This is a genomic window from Bacteroidota bacterium, assembly GCA_036522515.1.
In the GTDB taxonomy this organism is placed as follows: domain Bacteria; phylum Bacteroidota; class Ignavibacteria; order UBA10030; family SZUA-254; genus VBOC01.
The window spans coordinates 1-22,365 of sequence record DATDFQ010000019.1 but is presented as its reverse complement, the minus strand read 5'-3'; the positions used below and the strand labels follow the sequence as shown (position 1 = coordinate 22,365).

Here is a 22,365-nt window from a genome sequence, read left to right as displayed (position 1 = left end):
CGTTCAATGGCACATCGGGGGTTGCGTACGCGCTTCGTGCCGTGCTCCGGCGCGGTGGTGTTGCTTTGCCTGGTTCTCTTCACGACGAAGGGATCGGCGCAGCTCGTCCGCGAATGGGTGGCGCATTTCAACGGGGGGTTGAAGGGCGGAGACAATGGCTCCGCCGCCATGGCGACCGACGATTCGGGAAATGTTTACGTCACCGGATGGGCGACCCGCTTCACTTCCGGCATAGACATCGCGACGATCAAGTATTCTCCGGAGGGAGAAAAGCTCTGGGTCGCGTACTATGACGGAGGAGCCGCCGGCCGCGACGACAAGGGGGTCGCCATCGCCGTCGATACCGCACACAACGTTTATGTCACCGGCGCGAGCGATGGAGGCGGTTCGACCGGATTTGACATCGTCACCATCAAGTATGACCGCAACGGAGCCCCCGCGTGGGCTTCGCCCGCACGGTATGACGGTCCGGGTCACAGCGAAGACAAACCTACCGCAATCGCCGTCAACGATTCCATGAACGTCTATGTAACCGGGTGGAGCATGGGAGTCGGTACCGGCTTCGATTACGCCACAATCAAGTACGATCCATCGGGCACTCTGGCCTGGGTCGACCGTTACAACGGACCCGGCAACGGCATGGACAAATCATACGGAATGGCACTCCGGGGTTCCTCCGATCTCTATGTCACCGGGCTCAGCGTCGATACGACGATGGATTACACGACCATCAAATATAACGCCGCAACCGGGGATACCGTCTGGCAGGCGAGCTATAAAGGACCGGGCAACGATATCGCGCGGGCGATCGTTATCCGCAGCACCAGCGATGTCTTCGTCACCGGGAGCAGCGAAGGGGCCGGCACCGGGTATGATTTTCTGACTGTGAATTACGACGCCGCGACCGGGGCGGAAAACTGGAACTCGCGCTACGACGGCGGGGTAGCAGGGGACGACAATGCGTACGCGATCTCTCTCCAGAGCACATCCCGGGTCTATGTCACAGGGCGCAGCCTGAACGTCGGCTCGTTCAACGATTTTGTGACAATCCGGATGAACCAGGCGAACGGCGCCGTGAACTGGGTCTCGTCTTACAACGGAACGGCGAACGATAACGACGGGGCTGTTGCGATGCTGGGAGGGAATAATCCGTATGTTCTGGGCCCGAGCGGCGGTGCGGGCGTGGGTCAGGATTATGCCCTCGTCCAGTACAATGGAGGAACGGGCAATCAGAGCAGCGAGCTGCGGTTCAATGGGCCGGGTAACCGGGACGACGTCCCCTCGGCCATTGCCACATTCGGAGGCGCTGTCTTCGTAACGGGGAGCAGCCAGAACCTCAAAAAGGGCTCCGACATGGTAACGATCAAGTATGTCGATCAGAGCCATGTAAAATACCGGACGTTCACTCAGGAGAACTTGACCGGCAAAGGGGTCACGCTCAAACCGCCGGGAGCGATTCCGAACATTGCGAACGTGCGCGACACCGCTTTTATTCGCGCATACCCGAAGATCAAGAATGGCTTTGCGGGCGCTCCCGGAGGGCTTGTCCTTGGAAACGCCAGGCCGGACAGCGCCTCCTCGTACGGCTGGATCCGGTTGAACAAGGGGAGTGCGATTGCGGCATTCGTTCCACAAACCGGCACGCCGCGGGGATTCGACATTTTTTCGGAAAAACCATTCTTCGGTGAAAAGAAAAATCCGAAGTTGAGCAAGTACGACAACCAGCTTCTCGGCAAACTGATCGCCCTGAGGATAAACATCGGAGCGAGCGATGCGGAAGTGACGCCTCCGACCTATGGGGACCTCACATACCAGCTTCCGGACACGGTCAATGGCATCCCGCTTCAGGGGAAAAGCCTCCGGGAAATCGCCGCGCTCGTGGACAATTTACTCACTTACTGGCGGCAATACCCCCCGGTGAACTGGCAATTGCTCGACACGGTTCTCACGCGCCTGGATACGGCATTCCAGGGCCCGCTCAAGGTCGTAAGCAACGTCCCGCTCGTCGTAACGGGCGCTAAGCTGGTCGACAGCATTACCTATCTCCAGCCCGGTGCCGCGCCTCTTGTGAGCCCCCTTGCGTTCGCCCCCGGATCGGTCGACGAGGCCCCCGTGCATTACGAGCTCTACCAGAACTACCCCAACCCGTTCAACCCTTCCACGACGATCGAGTTTAATTTGCCGGAAGAAGGGACGGCTACCCTGAAAGTCTATGACCTGCTGGGGCGCGAGGTGGCGACGCTGTTGGACAATCAGCAGCTCGACCAGGGGGACCAGGAAGTGACCTTCGTCGCGAACGGATTTGCGAGCGGCGTCTATTTCTACCGATTATCGGTGAATGAGGGGCAATTTCATCAGATCAGGAAGATGCTCCTGCTCAGATGAGTTAAACCAAGGAACACATCCCCCGCTCTAATTGTTTTTCAAGTAGGAAGCAAATATCCAAAACGGTGTGGGTTCGGCGTCCACGTCGAAATCAAGTCGCCTCCCCTTGATTCGACAAGCCGGGCTCACACTTTTTTTGTTCCCACCCATAAACCCCCCTGGTCCCTTGGACTTCCCTCTCCGGCAGAGAAATAATTTTGCGAATACGCCTCTATTAACATTTGGTTAAATCTCGATTTTCCTCAGAAAACACTTGATAATTGAAACTCAAAGTATTATCTTGGCGTAGCTACAACTATCCGCCGTACCCGTCGAATTTTTGCGTACTCCAGAACTCATTTTCCACCTCCACACATACGTAAGGAGTATCCCATGAAACACTTGCCCCTGCTTGTTCTCCTCCTCATGCTTGCCCTCGCCGCACCGTTGAACGGGACAAGTAAGTCCGGCGGAAAGCAAATGGTCACGAAATACAACCGGCTGACGAACTCGATGATGACCTTCGCGTCATCCACGGTCCACGACATCCAGTTCGTTACTCCGGAGTCCCTTCATGTCGCCGATTCACTTGGCGGGACCTACATCGGATCGCGCTGGACCTGCCAGGCGTCTCCGCATACGGGCGACACCCTTGTCGTCACCTGTATCGTGATCACCCCGAGTGCCGCTGACGCTCCTCATGGCGGGATCACCTTTACGCAGCACGGCTGGACAATGCTTGTTCACGACACTGCGGCGAATTCAAACCTGTGGGGGGGTGCGCTGGTGCGCGTAGGACAGGACGGAAGTGTACCGGACACCGCCCAGGCCCGGCTTGACGGCTTCAATAATCCGGCCCGCGGGGATGTGATTCAGCTGACCGTCAGAATAGAGGAGTTCCCCACGGACGGCCATATCAATACCACCACCCAATTGCGCCCTGTTCCGGGCATCGCAATAGATATTCTCTCCAGCAATCATGCTATTCCCGCGCCTACGCTCCTTCCCGCGACGACGTTTTACACCGGCGGTTACCCCGGAGGGACTGTCAATTTCACGACCGGCGAGCCGTACGAAGGAAGCCTGGTCCGGATGCTCCATCTGAATGTGTTCGACTACGTGAATTTCACACGTGGCGCATTTTCGATGAAGGATAACTCGGGCAACTACATTGCAGAGCTCGATGCTTCGCACTATTTCACATTTGGCAATGAAACACCCACGATTCCCGGGGACACTTCGTTCCACCTTCCCCCGATCGGCGCGGTGATCGATACGATTTCAGGCACGATGCTCACAAACTCGGGCGGCGAAAACCCCCGAGGGTACCGGATCAACCCCCTTTTCCCCGGGGATTTGAAGGTCGGAATCTCTTTGCCGACGGTCATCACACACAGGCGGTTCCCCGTGATTCCGAAATCGACTGACACCGTCAAAGTGCACGCCGTGGTCAGGCTCACGTCCGGAGGTTACCCCATCGCCGGCGCCACGCTTTTTTATAGCGTCAATAATGCTGCGTTCCAGTCACATGCCATGACGATGATCAGTCCCGATTCAACGTATGAGGCGTTGATTCTCGATCCTGACGGCAATCCATTCCCGGCGAATACGAACATACATTACTACGTCAGAGGTGTGGATGACCACGGCAATTCCAATCTCCTTGCGAACTCGAGCTCTAATTTCGGGAGCGATACGAGCAAGGGATTTTTCTTCTACCAGGTTCTCGATCGGCCCCTCACAATCCACGATGTTCAATATACACCGTATCCCAACGGGCGCTCGCCTTTCCTCGGCGGAGTGACGACCATCGGCGGAATCGTCACCGCGAGCGGCACGGAAATCAACGTTACGCCTTTGAATTCCGGCGGGACGTCGTCGTGGTATATTCAGAACGGAACGGCCCCCTGGAACGGAATCTGGGTGGTCAAGGATACAGCCAACCACCCGCCGTTGGATTCGCTGAAGCTTGGCGACAGCGTCACCGTCACCGGGACGATCCAGGAGCAGTTTGACGTGACCCGAATCTTTGATTCGATCGTGACCATCAACGCGCACAACAAGCCGGTCCCGGCTCCGGTCACCATCACCACGGGAACATTCGGATTGCACGGAAACGGAGATCTGAATGCGGAACCGTACGAGGGCATGCTCGTAAAGGTTGTGAACGCGCACGTCGATCAAGTCACCCCGATCTTCTCGGACTCGACGGAATGGGGCGTCGAGGATGGAAGCGGAGAGATGCTGGTGCGACGGGATGGGATCAATAGTCTCGGAAACCGTGAATCGGACACCTCGACCACCGGAAGCTCGCGCATTATCCATAACAACGACAAGGTCGACACCCTCATTGGCGTCGGGTTCTACAGTTTCAACCGCTACAAGATTGTCCCGAGGACCAACCGCGATATCGTCGTGGGCGATCTTTATTCCTACGATAATACCTGGAACATCGTCTCAGTCGGTAAGAAACAGCTTCCCGCATCCACCGGCTATCTCGTCGATTCGCTCTTCCCGGGCAGGGCCTCTCCCGCGTTCGCGTACAGCGGCTCGTATGTATTGAGCCCTTCGCTTGCGATCGGCACCGGGTACTGGCTCCGGTTTAACGGCGCAAGGAATATCGCCCGCCTCGGACTGCCGGTGTCGTTGGATACGATCCCGCTCACGGCTGGATGGAATCTCATCGGGGCACTGGGCGATCCGATCCTCACATCCGGAATCACGACAAACGGAGGGAACCACCTCGGGAAATTCTTCGGCTACTCCGGCGGGTATTCCACCGTGACGACGTTGACTCCCGGAAGAGGTTTCTGGGTGAAGGCGGATGCGAGCGGCTACCTTGTCGAGTCCACTTCGGGGAATATACCGAAGTCCGAACCTTCGCCGATGGCGGATTTCAATTCGATCAGGATCACCGATAGGGATGGGAACAGCCAGTCGTTATACTTTGCGCAGGACGCGCAAGGGAAGATCGCTTTGAGAGACTTCGAGCTTCCACCCTCGGCCCCGGTTGAGGGCTTCGAGGCGCGATGGAGCACCGGAAGGATCCTTGAAACCTATCCCGCCGTGATGAAAGACGGTAAGAACTTCGCGATCAGCCTCAAGGCCAACAATGGCCCGCTGACCGTAAGCTGGAACATCGTCGGCAGAGATGGAAGCCATTTCACGTTATCTGACGCAGAGAACGGGAAGAGGATGAAGACACTCGAACTGAAGGGTGTAGGTACGAGTCTCGGTTTGAAGGCCGGGACGGAGAAACTCGTTCTCCATGTTGCGAGCGGAGCGGCTCTCCCGCGAGAGTATTCGCTCGGACAGAATTATCCGAACCCCTTCAATCCGACTACGACGTTTATGGTCGGTTTGCCCGAAGCGGCTCATCTTGAGGTGGCCGTATATAACGTGCTGGGACAGAAGATTGCCACGCTTGTTGACGAGGTTCGTGAAGCCGGCTACTACCCGGTAACGTGGAATTCCAACACGCAGCAGGGGGTATCGGTATCGAGCGGTGTCTATTTTGTGCGAATGAACGCAGAAAAGTTCACCGCCGTCCACAAGATGATGCTGTTGAAGTGACGCGAAGCGTCATCCTGAGCGTAGCGAAGGATCTCCCAGGCCTGTCATCCTGAGCGCAGCGAAGGATCTCCCAGGATTGTCATCCTGAACGAAGTTAAGGATCCCGCTCCCATCCCTTTATTTGGGGATAGGAGCGGGTTTCCTCCAAAAACGCTTGACACTCTAGATTACTTTGGTTATCTTTAATCTGTTCTTCCTGAAGGATTACTTACACCGAGCTCGTAGCGTCTGATCCCACCCCGGGATCCTCTGCTCGCCAAGGGACCGAGCACATCTGGCTCTGGGTGAAATTGTTTCCGCGAAGAACTGATTTTCATTTCAGTGTCACCGCAACATTCGGCTTCAATCAGGGGCATACACGTTCTCCCCATAGTTCGGGGTCTTTACAAGAGTTGCAATCTTTCTTAAAGTTCCACAGGTATGCTACCCATGTTTCCTCTTCGGGGTGAGTTTGACGTGTTGCCTGACCATCGTACGAAACCAATCGGGACACTGAGTGGATTGTTGTTACCGGTTTAACTTCATAGAAGATGCGCTCAACGGTTTCCATCATCGGAAGCCGGTGAGTCTTCTGCCGGTAGGCGGAGCGTCGATTTTACTTTGGGCTGCCCCTTTCTTTCCCGCCTTGATCCCTCCCTCGCAGAATCCTGAAGTCCTAATCCCATCAAAGATGACACGGTGAAGAGACCGGATGCAAATACTCCCTCTTCCGGAAATCAATTTATTAATGCAGGCATCATAACCGCTTAACACTAGATAAGTATCTTTGGCATCGAAAATAAATATATCATCCACCGCGCCAGAAGCGCACCCCGTTTCACCGCGGGGCATCTCACTTTCCCTGTAGGAGGGTTTTATGGAGCAAATAAAATTACGATTTCCCTTACGCATCCTCGCATTCTTGGTCGCGACAATGTTTTCTCTGTCGATAATGGGCGCTGCCTTATTCGGCGGTACCAAGACATGGGTTGGGACAACTGGGGGGGGAGATGGAAGCAGTTGGGGCGATGTAAATAATTGGAGTCCTTCGGGGGTACCAGTTTACTCTGACACTGTTAAACTGGACAACTCTACCGTCACCGGGGCTTACACTGTCAATCTACCTTCTGATGCGACGGCTAGACGTATCATCCGTTTGTATGTTTCGCCTACTCCCGGGGTTACGATCAATCTTATAGTACCTAGTGGCAACACTGCGAGCCCTGGTCTGGGCGTTGGTGATGGAGCTGCGGGCACGAATGATGTTACTCTCGACAGCGGAGCCGTTTTTACCAACTCATCCGGAGCTGGCGCGGGCTTGGGGGTCGTCGTAGATAGTGCTAACAGTGGTATCTTGGTGATCAAAAATGGCGCCAAATTCACGCACAATACAATACGAAGCTCCTCTGGAACCAGCTTTGTATGTTCGACTGCCCCGGGTGTGACCGAAAGAGGTATCTATGAATATGATTCGCCTGGAACAGGCAGTGTAGCTATCGCAGGATCCGGACGCACCTACCCAAGCCTTAAACTCACACGTACTGCCGGTGCAGCAACATATACGGCAAGCGGTGGTAGTGCGCTAACCATCAAGGGAAATTTTTTCATCAATACGGGGGTTACGTTTACTTCGACAATGACGGGTGCATTGTCCATCGGAGGAGACTTCACTCACAATGGAGCTGGTCTCACAATACCATCTGGTCAATCGGTCACGTTTAACGGCGCTGTCGCGCAGACAATATCCGGTTCGGGGGCGATAAATTTTATAAGTGCCTTGACTATTAATAACACGTCTGGGGGGGTGAGTCTCGCAACTCCAATTACAATCTCGGGTGCTTCCTTTACTCTCACCAGTGGGACTTTTACAGTGGGAGCAAACACGCTAACGCTCCAGACTCCACTCTCCGGCACAACAAGCAACTTCAGTGCCGGAAGCAGTTCGTCGGTTACGATCTCTGGGTCTACCTCTGGCATTAATATTCCTTCATCAGTCACCGATCTAAACAATTTTACTCTCAACAATTCCAGCGGGACGAGTCAGCAAGGGAGTCTCAACGTCAACGGGACCCTCACGCTTACCTCCGGAACCTACACAGTGGGCGCCAACACACTGACGCTCAATAACGCGATTGCGGGTACACCGACAAATTTGAGCGCAGGAAGTACCTCCTCAATTACCATCGCAGGCTCGGGTTCTGGGATAAATGTTCCAAGCAGTGTTTCAGCTCTAAATAATCTCACACTCAACAATTCGAACGGCTCGGCAGCGCAAGCCAGTCTCAACGTCAACGGGACCCTCACACTTACCTCCGGAACGTACACAGTCGGCGCCAACACACTGACGCTCAATAACGCGATTGCGGGTACACCGACAAATTTGAGCGCAGGAAGTACCTCCTCAATTACAATCGCGGGCTCGGGTTCTGGAATAAATGTTCCTAGTAATGTCTCTGCATTAAATAATCTCACTCTCAACAATTCGAACGGCTCGGCAGCGCAAGCCAGTCTCAACCTCAATGGGACCCTCACGCTCACCTCTGGTACGTACACAGTCGGTGGTAATACTCTGACGCTCAATAACGCTATTGCGGGCACTCCGACGAATCTGAGCGCAGGAAGTACCTCCTCAATTACCATTGCGGGCTCGGGTGCCGGAATCAACATTCCGAGTAGCGTTTCAGCCCTGAATAATCTAGTATTGAATAATTCCAATGGCACGACCCTTCAGGCGGCTCTCGCCTTGAGCGGCGGGCTAACGCTTACGAGCGGCGGGCTGGCAGACGGCGGGTTTACCCTCACCGTCAATGGAAATGTCTCCAATGCGACGACGCATAGCGGTTCGGGAAAGATCCTGCTCTCTGGCGGTTCCGGATTACATACGCTTTCTGGGTCTGGATCCTACGGCAATCTGCAGCTTAATGACGTGCAGAACGCTACGCTGACGGGCAGTACTACCGTCGCCGGCACGCTCACGCTCACGACGGGCACGTTCACCGTCGGAGCCAATACGCTTACCCTTCAAAACGCAATTGCTGGCACACCAACGAACCTTAGCGCGGGCAGCACATCCTCGATTGTTATTTCGGGTTCGGGTTCCGGAGTAAACCTCCCGAGCAGTGTTTCGGCCCTGAACAATCTCACATTGAATAATTCCAACGGTTCGACACTCCAGGCGGCCCTTGCCTTGAGCGGAGGTCTCACACTCACGAGTGGCGCGTTGGCAGATGGCGGGTTTACGCTTACCGTTAACGGAAACATCTCCAACGGGGCTACGCATAGTGGATCAGGGAAGATCTTGCTTTCCGGAGGTTCAGGATCGCATACGCTCTCCGGGTCGGGCACGTATGGCAACTTAGAACTTAATGACGCAAATGGTGCGACTCTTACCGGGAGCCCGACCGTCACGGGCACGCTCACGCTTACGACCGGCAGTTTGGCGGATGGCGGAAATACTCTGACGGTAAACGGGAATGTTGCAAACGCAACTACCCACAGTGGTGCGGGAAAAATCCTCCTTTCAGGGGGCGGTGGGGCACATACCCTCTCCGGTTCGGGAACATATGGCAATTTGGATCTTAACGATGCGATGAATGCGACCATCACCGGGAGTCCAACGATTACGGGCACCCTCACACTTACGAGCGGTACATTCACAGTCGGTGCCAACACTCTGACGCTTCAAAATGCGATCGGTGGAACGCCCACGAATCTGAGTGCGGGTGGCACCTCATCCATAGTCATCTCCGGTTCAGGCTCGGGAGTCAATGTTCCGAGCAGTGTCACAGCGCTCAATAACCTCACACTCAATAATTCCAACGGCACGACACTCCAGGGGTCTCTGGCCCTTGGAGGTTCGCTCACAATGACGAGCGGCACACTTGCAGACGGCGGGTTTACTCTCACCGCCAATGAAAATGTCTCAAATTCCACTTCACATACCGGGTCAGGGAAGATTCTCCTCTCGGGTGGTGCAGGAGCCCATACACTCTCAGGTGCGGGATCCTACGGTAACCTGGAGATGAACGACGGTTTCGGCGCTACTCTCACTGGAAACCCGACTGTCACAGGGACACTGACGCTGACGAATGGACTCATATCAACAGGGGCTAACACCCTCACGATCGGGTCCGCAGGATCGGCGACAGCCGGATCGGCTTCATCGTATGTCGATGGCAAGCTCGCCCGCGTGTATGCCGGTACCGGCTCGAAGGCGTTCCCAATCGGAAAGGGCGGCAACTTCCGCGCGGCCAGTCTCGACTATACAGCCTTGACAGGCACAAGCACAGTGACAGCAGAACAGACTGAATCCGCACTTACGGGAACCCTTCCAGCAGGTACGTCTCTTTACATGTCCCGTTACTGGACGATCTCTCAGACCGGCGGTAGTGGGTTTACGTATAACGTGACGCTGGATCCGACCGGATTTACCCCTGCCGGCTCACCCGTGATTCTGAAGAGGGATGGATCGATCGTGAGTTATCCGACCACGACCCCGAATTATACCGTGACTGGATTGACAACGATGAGCGATTTTGCCCTGGGGGATGTTAGTGAACCAACCGCGGCATCGACCTCTATGTTATTCAGTGGGGTAACCGGAGATTTGACGACGGTTAGCTGGACGAGCGGCGCCGGAACTGGGGCCAATCACCTTGTGGTTGCGAAAGCAGGAAGCGCGGTGACTGGGACACCGTCGGATGGTACAGGCTACACCGCCGATGCCGCATTCGGGAGTGGAAACACCATTGCAGCCGGTGAATTCGTCGTTTTCAATGGCAGCGGAACGAGCGTGCCGGTGACAGGTCTCTCATCTGCAACAACATATTACTATGCCGTTTTTGAATATAATGGGACAGGCGCTACTGCGGACTATCTTACCTCTTCATCGCTTACGGGCAGTCAGATGACTGCGTCGACCCCAACACTATCCTCGCCGACCGCTACAAGTATTGGAACGACGACCGCGACGCTTGGTGCGAACGTGACGTCAGACGGGGGGGTTGGCATCACGGACCGTGGCGTCTACTGGGGAACGTCGCCTAACCCGAGCTCAAACGCGAATTCGACAGCGGGTACGACGGGAGTTTTCACCGTTCCCGTGAGCGGTCTGCCGGACGGAACGTTGATCTATTATCGTGGATTTGCCACCAACCCAACCGGGACAGGCGTCTCACCGGACGGAACGTTTTACACGCTAAAGGTCGAACCGACGACACCGGCAGGCTCCTTTGCGGCCTCTTCGGCCTCAACGACAAGCATCGGTCTCACATGGACGGCAGCTACGGGGGCGGATGGGTACTTGATCCTTCAACGGCAGGGAAGCGACCCAACCGGCCTGCCGAGTGATGCAACAGCTTACGCAGTCAGTAATGCCATCGGGGATGCCACTGTTGCTGCGGTCATTACCTCGGGTGCTACGACATCCACGACAATCTCTGGGCTATCGACGAATCTGCAATACAATTTTTCAATAATTCCATTCGCATGGGATGGTGCTAATGGTCCGACATATAATTACAAGACTTCGCCGGCTCCGCCGACTGCGAACGCATCGACAATTAGTAATCTGTCCGATGTCGTTGCGACGGGCGGTTTCAGTTACCCGGCAAACATCGCCTATTCGGGCTTTACAGGGATCAGCGACATCACCGCGGGGAATTCATTGGCCGCATTCGGAGTGACAGTCAGGGACGGCGGGTCGGGGTCACCGGACGCTGATGCGCTGGGAACGGTATTGACGGCAATCAGTTTCACCACCACAAATGTAGCCTTCCTCGACAGGGCGGCGCTCTATGATGGTGCGACCGAGCTCGCAGAGGTAGCCGTTTCGGGTTCTCCGATTGTTTTTTCCGGCTTCTCATCGACAGCTGCCGACAACTCGACGAAGGACCTTACCCTCAGGGTAACGTTCAAGACTGCGGTAACGGACAATCAACAGAATTCATACACGGTCTCCTCCGTGACGACAGGCGCTGGAAGTTCTCTATTCGCGGCGGCCAACGGAGGGGGTGCGGCAAGCTCCGTTACAGGGGACAACAACCGCATCGAAGTCACAGCGACGAAACTCGACTTCACGACGCAGCCCTCTACGTCGGCTACTGTGGGTACTGTGCTCGCCCAACAGCCAGTTGTAACTGCGCGTGACGTCAATAACAATACAGACCTCGATTACTCAGGATCGGTAACGCTCACCAATAGCGGAGCCCTTTCGACGAGCGGGAATGTGGTCTCGGCCTCCTCGGGTGTCGTGACATACACGGCCTTCAAATTTAACGCCCCCGGAGCGAGTGTCACGCTGACGACATCAAATGGCAGTGGTTTGACAAATGGAACAAGTACCGCCATTGCCCCGATTTACGATGCACAGCCGACAGTCCAAGCGTCAGCTGTTAATTTCCCGTCCGTTGCTGATGTCTCGGTGACAGTGAGTTGGACGAACGGCGACGGCGAAAACAGAATCGTCCTGATGAAGGCCGGCAGTGCGGTCAATTCCGACCCGGTCGATGGCACGTCCTACACGGCGAACACGGTATTTGGCAGTGGGACGCAAATCGGAACTGGCAATTACGTCGTTTTTAGCGGGACGGGAAACTCTGTGACTGTGACTGGCCTTTCTCCGAGTACGACCTACCATGTGGCCGTCTATGAGTTTAATGCCAGTGTCGAAAATTATCTTGCACCCGGCGCGACAGGGAACCAGACTACAACCGGGACACCCTTCACCTGGAGCGGACCGGTAAACGGTAACTGGAGCACGGCTGGAAACTGGACGCCCAGCAGAACATCCCCGGCGACCAGCGACATACTGGTCTTCAATTCAGCCGCTGTGGTGAATCTCGACTATACCTCGCCTCAGACAATATCAAAGCTTCAGGTCACAAATAATTCGAACGTAGTGTTCACGACTGCGGCGGTGCACACGCTCAATATTGGCGGCGGGGCCGGGGCCGATCTTCAAATCGATGCCGGTTCCAGTTTAACCGATAGCGCAAACAGTGCGATTACGATTTCAATTCTCACTGGAGCGACGGGCAGTGTTTCCGGGTCATTTATTACCAAAGGGATCAGTGCCGCGACGGGGCATCAACTTCTCACCGCGGATGGGAATTCTGTGACTTTCCAAAGCGGAAGTCTTTGCAAAGTCGATACGTTTTGCACCGGCAATCTTTTTGGCCCATCAGGCACGCCGAACAGCATTGTGGTTTTCGCAGCCGGTTCTGTATTTGAACAACACTCTGGATCAAATCCATTTGCATCATCCACGCCCGCTTCAAAAGTCACCTTCCAGAAAGGGAGCTTGTTCCGGTATAAGCAGAAAGGCGGGACTCCTTCGTTTTCAGGCCGCACATATGCAAACTACGAACAAGACGTGAATGATAATACATCCTCACCGTCTGGAGCCGGCACCCTTTCCATCGATACACTCAAAGTAACCAATGGATTGTTCAATATTGGAATGACTGGCACGTTCAATCTCAACGGGGATATCATCTGTAACGACTCGCTGACATTCAATGGGACCGGCTCAATTACACTGAGCGGTACGTCCACGCAAACAATCAGCGGTTCGGGAGTTCTTACCTTTGCTGCAACGGAAAAGATACTCGATAGCAATGTCACATCCGTAAAACTCGGACGTGCAGTCACTCTAAATAATAACATCACGCTCGCGCGCGGTACATTCGATCCAAACGGAAATATCTTGACGGGAGGGGCCGCTGCTGACACGATTTACGTCCTGAGCGGCGCCACTCAGAGGATCGATGCGGCGACGCTGGCAGGCAACTATGCGACCTGGAACAAGGATTCTCTCGCCGCCGGGTCATTCATCGAATACTCCGGTGCGGGTGCGCAGACGCTCGACAACACCATTCCTTATTCAGGCCTGAAGCTGAGCGGTGGTGCGAAAACCGTCAGCGGCACGCTTAATATCAAGGGAGACCTCGTCAACACGAGTGGATTTTCCGGCGGCACAATCGCGCTCAATGGTACGGGCAGTCAGGCCGTGTCGGGTTCCGGTTCCTTCGGTAATCTGACGGTGAACAAATCAGCGGGAACGGCTTCCCTGGGCGGCAATATTACCGAAGACGGCACATTAACCATCACGCTGGGACAACTGGTGACCGGAGCCAACACAGTCACCCTCTCTTCTACGGGATCGCTCTCTGAAGCAGGTGGCGGCAATGTAGTGATCGGAAACGTCCAATCGACCACGACTGTCACAGGTAATCTACCCTCGGCGGACGGAGCACTGGTGAATTATACGTTCGGAAACATCGGCCTCGAGATCAATCCTTCCCCGGGACCATCCCTTGGGGCGACGACTGTCACCCGAGTCACAGGGACAGCTCAGGGGCTTGGACCATCCATCAAACGCTACTTCGACATTACACCCACGAACAACACGGGCCTGAATGCAACGCTTGTGTTCCATTTCGATTCTTCCGCATCGGAGCTCAACGGAAACACTCTCACATCGTCGATGGGACTCTGGAAGTCGACAGATCTGGGTGTTACCTGGACGAATCAGGCTGGGACAGCGAACGCGGCGGCCAAGACGGTGACGAAGACGGGTGTTACGTCTTTCTCGCGGTGGACCGCATCAGATCCTAGCCATCCAATGGTGAGTAGCCACGCCAGAAATTCAGATATCGTCATTGGCGCCTTCCCGGTACCGGCGACGATCTCTTCGCTCATCAATACCAAGCCCGGAGAAAAGAGACTGTTCCAGTTCTTGGTTCGAGATGGTGGGGGTACGGCTGATACCGACGTCGTGCCGACGATTGTGAAGAATCTCTCACTGCGCAAAGGGGTGACAAATACTGTACCAGATTGGTCCACTTATATCCAGGGAGTCGATCTGTTCCAAAACTCGACTCATATTGATACAACTGCGACTATTACTGCCAATAACATCTCATGGGCGGGTCCGCCGTTATTCAGCGTCGCGGACAATCACGTCGACTCCATGAACGTGTATGTCTATCTCAAGAATCCACTTCCTGCGGGTGCCGACGGGAAGGTCTTCGAGTTCCTTATCAACCAGAATACGGATGTGACAACTGATGCCCTTAGCGGCTCGATCATGGCTGCCGGAGGGAGCGACGTTGTTGGAGCTCCCGGGACAGCGATTGACGTCACGGCGACCAAGCTTGCCTTCGCCGCCAACATTCCAGGCGTTCAGTCGGGCCAAACATTCAGTACCGTATTGAATGCGGATGATGCCAACAATAATATCGATAAAGACTATGTGACCAATGTGGGTCTGGCGAAGGCGACAGGCACCGGTACGTTCACGGTCACGACGCCAAAAACACCGGTCGCGGGCGTTGCCACGTTTAACGATGCCAAGATCGTTGGATCAGGTTCACATTCATTGATTGCGACATCGGGGACTCTCACGAGTGCGACATCGAATATATTCGGTGTCGGCGTGCCTTCGACATTTAAGGTTTCCAATGCTGCTCCTCACGTGTCTACGATTGATACGCTGGCCTGGGATTCGACGTCGACGTGGACGGTTGTCAGGGGTGTTTCGGCGACGGGAATACCGCATATGAGGGATTCAGTTATTCTCGATCATGATTTCAGAGCCACCGCCTACACGATCAGGCTTGGACCTACCATCAGCGATTCCTGCCGGCAGATTACCATCGGTTACCCGGGTAACACAGTCCCAATCGGACTCTGGATCCCGCCGAACAATAACCCGCCGGGCGGTTCTGCAAACGCAGCTCTCTGGTTTGGAGATAGCACGACCGGGAATTATGATTTCGTTCTCGCCGGCGGAGGAACGGTCTATGATAACAAGACCCTCTTCAGCGCTAATGTGAAGTTCGCGACCTTGTCCGATTCCATGAAGATTCGCACGGGCGGATATTGGTATCACAACACCTCTGCATTCAACACGATGCACAGAATCCTCAGCCGTGCCGTCGATGGCGACTACGGGACGATAGAGTTCGATGTCAACTCCGCCAATGGGACGTTCGATATCAGCGGCGGTGGTAACTACTATTATCCCAATATCGTCCTGAGTAATACGCACACCGCGCCGACTTACTTCTGGTTCGGGACGGGTGCGACGACGATTCATGGAAACGTAACTGTTAACGCGGGCGCCAAGGATTCGCTGATGTTGACGGGCTATCCGTTCCTCTTCCATGGGAACTACGTCAACAACGGCGTCACGATAGCAACTACCTCGCAATTCGTGTTCGACGGCGCAGGTCCGCACACCGTTTCGGGAAATCCAATGTCCCTCGGAGGCGGGCTTCTTTCCTTGAGCCCGGGCGGCGCTACATTTAACTCCGATGTGAGCATCACCGGCGGGACCGTGCAGACAACCGGAACCTTTACCTACGATTCGTCCGGCCTGCCGACCAATATTACCCGGCCGGTAGTGGGGACTATCACTATGGGCGGCTCGACGACGATGAACCTGAATCCCGCGGGCGCAATGAGCGAGGGATCAAACCCCGTTCAGGGCAATGTGAGTGCCACACGTACGGCTCTCCAGAACGTCAACCAGACGTTCGGAGCGATCGGATACTCGATTAATGCCGCTGGCGGCGCTCCCGGTTCGACGACGGTCCTCCGAAAAACCGGAGCCGGTTCTACTTCGACCGGAAACGGACACCAGTCTATCAAGCGGTATTATGACGTCACTCCGACGAATAATTCGACCCTGAATGCCACAACGGTACTCGGGTATTCGACAACCGAACTGAACGGTATCCCCGAAACGAATCTGCTCCTGGAGAAGTCGACGAACAGCGGAGCCACGTGGACCGGTAAGACCGGGACTGTAAACACCGGATCTCACTTCATCACTGCGACCGGCGTCAACAGCTTCTCACGGTGGACCGCAGCTGCCGTGGATTCACCGCTGTTTATCACGCACACGATTACCGTTCGTAAGTACTCGGATGCCGATGGCCTCTTTGGTACGGCGGGGGACGAGACTCTTAAGAAATGGAGGCTCTTCCTCTACAAGGATTCGGTGGTATCCGCCGATTCAATCGCAGGCGGCAATCCGAACAATGGCGTGCTCACTGTTTCGAACCTAGAAGCCGGTACATACATTGCCGTCGAGGCAGATAGCACTTCATTCGGGTGGACGCGACTAGGTAAGATTCACAACGGCACGAGAGTCGCCACAAGCACCCGGTTTGACACGCTCGTCGTTTCGGGCGGAGTCAGTGATAGCGCCGACTTCATTAACCATGTCGGAGCATTCACCGGGAATTCAGTCACCGTCCGGAAGTTCAAGGACAACGACGGTAACTTCAGCACTGCGTTTGACCGGTCTGCGAAATCATGGTATCTCGAGGTACGTGACACAGGTGGGACGCTGATCGGGTCAATAAATGACACTGTGCTCACTATTTCAAACATTGCCGACAACCAGTATGTAGCCAGGGAAGCGGACAGCACCGGCTGGATCCATCTCGGTTACATTCTCAATGGTACCCCCGCTGCCGGATCGGGCAACTCGGTCATGTTCACTCTCTCAGGTGGACAGAATGGGACGGTGGATTTTGTCAACGCGTCTCCGTCGTATAGCCAGATGTACCGGTCGTTCCAGGAGGACAGCATAGCCCTCGATAAGGATAACAAGGGCAAAGTTGGTAAGTTCGTAAAGCGCAAGACGGACAAAGCCGACTTTATCGCGCTCTTCGTGGATGACACAGCGACAGTGACGGGACTCCATGTCGAGTTCGGCAACGCGATCCTGCAGAACTATCCATTCTTCACTACTCCGCCCTCGACCCATCTCTCGCCCGACGGCAAGAACAAGAAGTGGGATTTCACATTCACTTCACCGGTTCATCACGGCGACTCGGTGTACATCCACGGGTTTGGAGACAAGGGGAAGATACAGAAGGTCGGGAAGTATTACTGGGAGAATGGGGCGACAATCGTCGGCACAAAGAAGAAGAACCCCCTCTTCACGAGAAACGATCCAAAGTTCCCGATGCCGAACCGAGTCAATGCTCTGTTCGAGGCATTCGCACAGACCGGCTTCGGGGCGAACGGATTGTTGGTCGGACGCGACCGGAGCGCGGACAGCGCGAAGCAGTACGGGTGGATACTCGCGGCGAAGTACACTGATGTGTTGAAATCGCTGAAAGATAAGACGGGCCTCCACACGGGCTTTGCACGCGGCTTCGACACGTTTACGTCGAACGGGAAACCAATCCTGAAGCGTCAGAAATCGATCCCGCCGGCGAAGCAGAACAACAGGCTGATCGCGGATATGCTCGCGCTGAGACTGAACATCGTCTCGAGCATGTTGTTGAAGACTCCCCTCGGATTCGGCGAACTGATCTTCAGCGACACGTCAGCCAATCCCTATAACGGCCTGATGGTGAAGGAGATCGCGGCAAAGGCCGACACGCTGATGATGGGCAGGTACCAGGGTGGCGTCCATGTGTTTGTGGATACCTCGGTCTTCCGGGTGCTCGACCAGACGATCCAGAGGATCAACAGCGGGTTCGAGGGCGCCATAGACACGATCGACTTCACGGTGAAGCTGCACATGAAGGGTACCAAGCAGCTTGCGGCTGTTCCTTACCTGCATGCGAACGGCGGAGTGGTCCCGGCGATGCTGGTCCCGCTTGACAAGCCGATCGTCGAGACGCCGCAGTCCTACAAGCTTTACCAGAACTATCCGAATCCGTTCAACCCGACGACCACGATCCAGTTCGACCTGATGGATCAGTCGGTGGTAACGCTGAAGATCTATAACATCCTCGGCCAGGAAGTGGCGACACTTCTCGATCATGCGACGCTGGAAGACGGGACGCAGGAAGTCGAGTTCAACGCGAGCAACTTCGCATCGGGCGTCTACTTCTACCGGTTGATCTCTGAATCGGTCGCGGATCCGGAAGACGGAATCGCCAGCCAGCAGTTCACGACCGTGAAGAAGATGCTGTTGATCAAGTGACCGCTTCTGTCGTCCTGAAGGAGCGTAGCGACTGAAGGATCTGTAAGGTTACAGCTCTCACTGAGGGGCATCTCGAGCGATCGGGATGCCCCTCTGGTTTTTGTCATTCTGAACGGAACGAAGTGGAGTGAAGAATCTCCCGGTCCGAGGGCGGGGAGATCCTTCGCTGCGCTCAGGATGACATGTGCTCAGGATGACATGCGTTTTGGATGACATCCATCTTGCTCCTGTCCGGAAATATTTCGATATTTCGGGATGCGAAATACCCGTTTTAAGACCTCCCACCCGGCAAATGCCCGGCAATTTGGCAGGTTGTTGTTCCTCGTCTCTCTCATGATTCTCCTCGGTGCCGCCCTCTCGGATTCCCAGGGGACGATCCGGGGAAGGGGATCCTTCCAACTCGATGTGGACGTCGCGCGATTCTACGGAGATTCGACGCAGACGTACGTCGAGCTCTATTACGACATCCTGGAGAACATTCTCGCCTACAAACCCGACTCGGGGAGATTCATCGGCGCGGTGAATATCAGGCTGGAAGTGCGCAAGGATTCGGCGATTGTCACAAAGAAGGAATGGACGGTTCCCCACACGATCGACGACACCTCGAGGCTCATCGCGGGCCAGAAGCTGGTCGGGATCGAGGGATTCGGCCTCCCCTCGGGGAGCTATAGCTTCTCGATTTCCGCCTACGACGTGGCCGATCCATCCAGGAGAGACAGCCTGACGGCTCCGCTTCCGCTCCCAGAGTTTTCCAGGGAAAGGGAATCCTTCAGCGATGTGGAGTTCTGCACTTCGATCCAGCAGTCGACCAACAAGCAATCGATGTATTACAAGAACACGCTCGAAGTCGTCCCGAACGCGAGCAGGCTGTACGGAATCGGACTTCCCATTATTTACTACTACACCGAGCTCTACAATCTCATCCAGGGCCGGAGTTCCGCGGACCTCGATATTCACTCGGCGGCCATCGATGCGGCGGGGAGGGAAGTCGTCTCGCACGACAAGCCGAAGTCGCGTCTCCATAATTCGAGCGTCGAGGTGGGGACGCTCAACATCTCTTCTCTCAGAGGCGGGACGTATATCTTCCGGATTTCCCTTCTCGATTCGGCCAAAAACACGCTCGCCTTTACCGCGAAGAAATTCTTTGTCTACCGGCCCGGTGTTCCGGCCGATAGCAACGCGCAATTCGCCGCAATGGACGTCTCCACGAGCGAGTATGTGGTGATGGGGGATTCGGCGCTCGACCGCGAATTCGCCTGCGCGAAATATGTCGCATCGGATCTTGAGCAACAACAGTACAAGACGCTGACGGACGTGCCCGCCAAGCGGAAGTTTCTCTTCGAATTCTGGCGCAGAAGAGATATTGACCCGATGACGCCCACGAACGAGTACAAGGAAGAGTATTTTCACCGCATCGACTATGCGGTCAGGAATCTCACGGTCGGTCAGCGTGAGGGATGGAAAACGGACAGGGGTCGCGTGTATATCGTCTATGGGCCTGCCGACGAGGTTGAGCGCTTTCCGAGCTCCGGGGAAAGCCTCCCCTACGAAATCTGGCACTACAACAACCTTCAGGGGGGTGTGATCTTCGTGTTCGTCGACCGGACGGGGATGGGGGAATACGAGCAGGTCCATTCCACGCACCGGGACGAACTCCACGACGAATCCTGGTACGACCGCTACGCGCAGCGGATGCATTGACCGCTTCCATGCAGCACCGGTTGGAGTACGCCGCCTTCCAGCTCTTCAAGTGGGCAATCCTCACGTTGCCGCTCAAATCGGCCCAGCGTCTCGGCGGTTATGTCGGCAGCCTCGCATTCTACTTCATCCCTTCCCGGCGCCGCGTCGCCCTGGAAAACCTCCGGTTCGCGTTCCCGGAAATGACCGAGTCGGCCAGGATGGCCATCGTGAAAGGCGCGTTCCGGAATTACGGCATCACCCTCGTGGAGCTCCTCTGGTTTCCCCATCTTACGGACGCGATACTCCGTAAACTCGTCACCGTCAGAAATCCCGAAGTCCTCGCGAAAGGGTACTCCGCCGGAAGGGGCATGGTTATGCTCTCGGGGCATTTTGGAAACTGGGAGCTCATCGCCCTGGGTGTCGCGCATCTCACCGGAATTCCTTTCTCGATCATCGTTCAGACACAGGCAAACAAGTTCATCGACCGGGTGATCAACAGGCACCGCTGTCTCTTCGGAAACAGCGTGATCCCCATGGGGATGTCGGTGCGGGGGATCATTAAGATGTTGAGCGAAGGGGGGGTCGTCGCGATCGCACCCGACCAGAGCGGCCCGATGGAGGGTGTGTTTGTGGATTTCTTCGGCCGGAGCGTGGCCACGCACCAGGGTCCGGCGGCATTCGCGCTGCGCAACCGGGCGCCCCTCCAGATGGGCTTTATGATCCGGAAACCTGACGGGACGTACGAGGTGATTCTTGAGGAAGTACGCACCGATGACCTTGCGGAACCCACGGAGGAAAACATCATTGAGCTGACGCGGCGCCACACCGCTCTCCTCGAACGGTATATCCGACTTTACCCCGACCACTGGCTGTGGATGCACCGCCGATGGAAGCACACCTGGGAGAGCGTCCATCGCGAACAGGAGCGGGTGGATGAATCCCGCAGTTGAGCCGCAAAACATCCTTGTCGTCCAGACGGCATTTCTGGGCGATGTGATTCTGACGCTTCCCCTGGTTCAGTCTCTGAAGGCCTCGTTGCCGGAAGCGGAGATCGACATGCTGGTAATCCCGAAGACGGCGGATTCACTCCGGAACAACCGCTCTCTCAGGAGTGTGCTTGTCTTCGACAAGAGGGGTGCTGATTCGGGGCTCGGGGGATTGATCCGGCTCAGCCGCTCGATTCGGGGGAAGAATTACGACACCGCCTTTATTCCTCATCGGTCGCTTCGCAGCGCCGCACTTGCGCGGTTCGCGGGTATTCCGCGGCGCATCGGGTTTTATACGAGCGCAGGGAGATTCTTCCTGACCGATGTGATAGAGTACGAATCTACGGCGCATGAGATCGATCGCAATCTGAACCTGCTCAATGTCGTCGGGATTCCGCCCGCCTTGAGCCAATTTCCGGAGCTCGATCCTTCCCCATCCGACCGGGAGGCGGTAGACCGCTTCCTTCAGAAAAGCGGAGTCGCCGCCGGCGGTAAGTTGATCGCCATCGCCCCGGGAACGGTTTGGAATACGAAACGGTGGCCTCCCGAACGGTTCGCCTCGCTTGCAGAGCAACTTGTCGGAAAAGGGTTGAGGGTGGTAGTTGTGGGCGGAGAGGAAGATTCACGCCTCCTCACGCCATTCCTTTCACCTGAGAGCGTCCCCAGGGTGGTTGTCGCGGCGGGGCAACTCTCCATTCTTCAATCCGCGGAGTTGATCCGGCGATGCCGCGCGCTTGTTTGCAATGACAGCGCCCCGATGCATCTTGCCGTGGCCGTCCGGACGCCTGTCGTGGCGATATTCGGAGCCACGGTGCCGGAGTTTGGATTCGC

Annotated in this window: 8 protein-coding genes; 6 read left to right on the top strand and 2 right to left on the bottom strand. The window is 55.7% G+C overall.

Annotation, left to right across the window (positions count from 1 at the left end):
* The first annotated feature begins 6 nt into the window (after positions 1 to 6).
* Both VI215_02830 and VI215_02825 read left to right on the top strand, forming a co-directional pair.
* Positions 7 to 2,385, top strand: coding sequence for a T9SS type A sorting domain-containing protein (locus VI215_02830; protein HEY6191241.1), 2,379 nt, complete (start codon positions 7 to 9; stop codon positions 2,383 to 2,385).
* Positions 2,386 to 2,757: 372 nt separating this feature from the next.
* Positions 2,758 to 5,937, top strand: coding sequence for a T9SS type A sorting domain-containing protein (locus VI215_02825; protein HEY6191240.1), 3,180 nt, complete (start codon positions 2,758 to 2,760; stop codon positions 5,935 to 5,937).
* Between the two features lie 1,683 nt (positions 5,938 to 7,620).
* Here VI215_02825 and VI215_02820 read toward each other — a convergent pair.
* On the bottom strand, positions 7,621 to 7,893 hold the full coding sequence (locus VI215_02820) for a hypothetical protein (protein ID HEY6191239.1): 273 nt from the start codon (positions 7,891 to 7,893) through the stop codon (positions 7,621 to 7,623).
* A gap of 114 nt (positions 7,894 to 8,007) precedes the next feature.
* On the bottom strand, positions 8,008 to 8,631 hold the full coding sequence (locus VI215_02815; protein ID HEY6191238.1) for a hypothetical protein: 624 nt from the start codon (positions 8,629 to 8,631) through the stop codon (positions 8,008 to 8,010).
* On the opposite strand from VI215_02815, the gene VI215_02810 reads away from it, so the two are divergent.
* The 4 genes from VI215_02810 to waaF form a co-directional block, all read left to right on the top strand.
* On the top strand, positions 8,618 to 18,868 hold the full coding sequence (locus tag VI215_02810) for a T9SS type A sorting domain-containing protein (GenBank protein ID HEY6191237.1): 10,251 nt from the start codon (positions 8,618 to 8,620) through the stop codon (positions 18,866 to 18,868). The two genes, VI215_02815 and VI215_02810, sit on opposite strands and share 14 nt — an antisense overlap.
* 255 nt (positions 18,869 to 19,123) lie before the next feature.
* Positions 19,124 to 20,569, top strand: a complete 1,446-nt coding sequence (locus VI215_02805; GenBank protein ID HEY6191236.1) for a GWxTD domain-containing protein — start codon at positions 19,124 to 19,126, stop codon at positions 20,567 to 20,569.
* 8 nt (positions 20,570 to 20,577) lie between these two features.
* A complete protein-coding gene (locus VI215_02800) occupies positions 20,578 to 21,498 on the top strand; it encodes a lysophospholipid acyltransferase family protein (protein HEY6191235.1) in 921 nt (306 codons plus the stop codon).
* Positions 21,482 to 22,365: lipopolysaccharide heptosyltransferase II (waaF, locus tag VI215_02795; protein HEY6191234.1), on the top strand; the 884-nt coding region annotated here is incomplete at its 3' end. The genes VI215_02800 and waaF, both read left to right, overlap by 17 nt.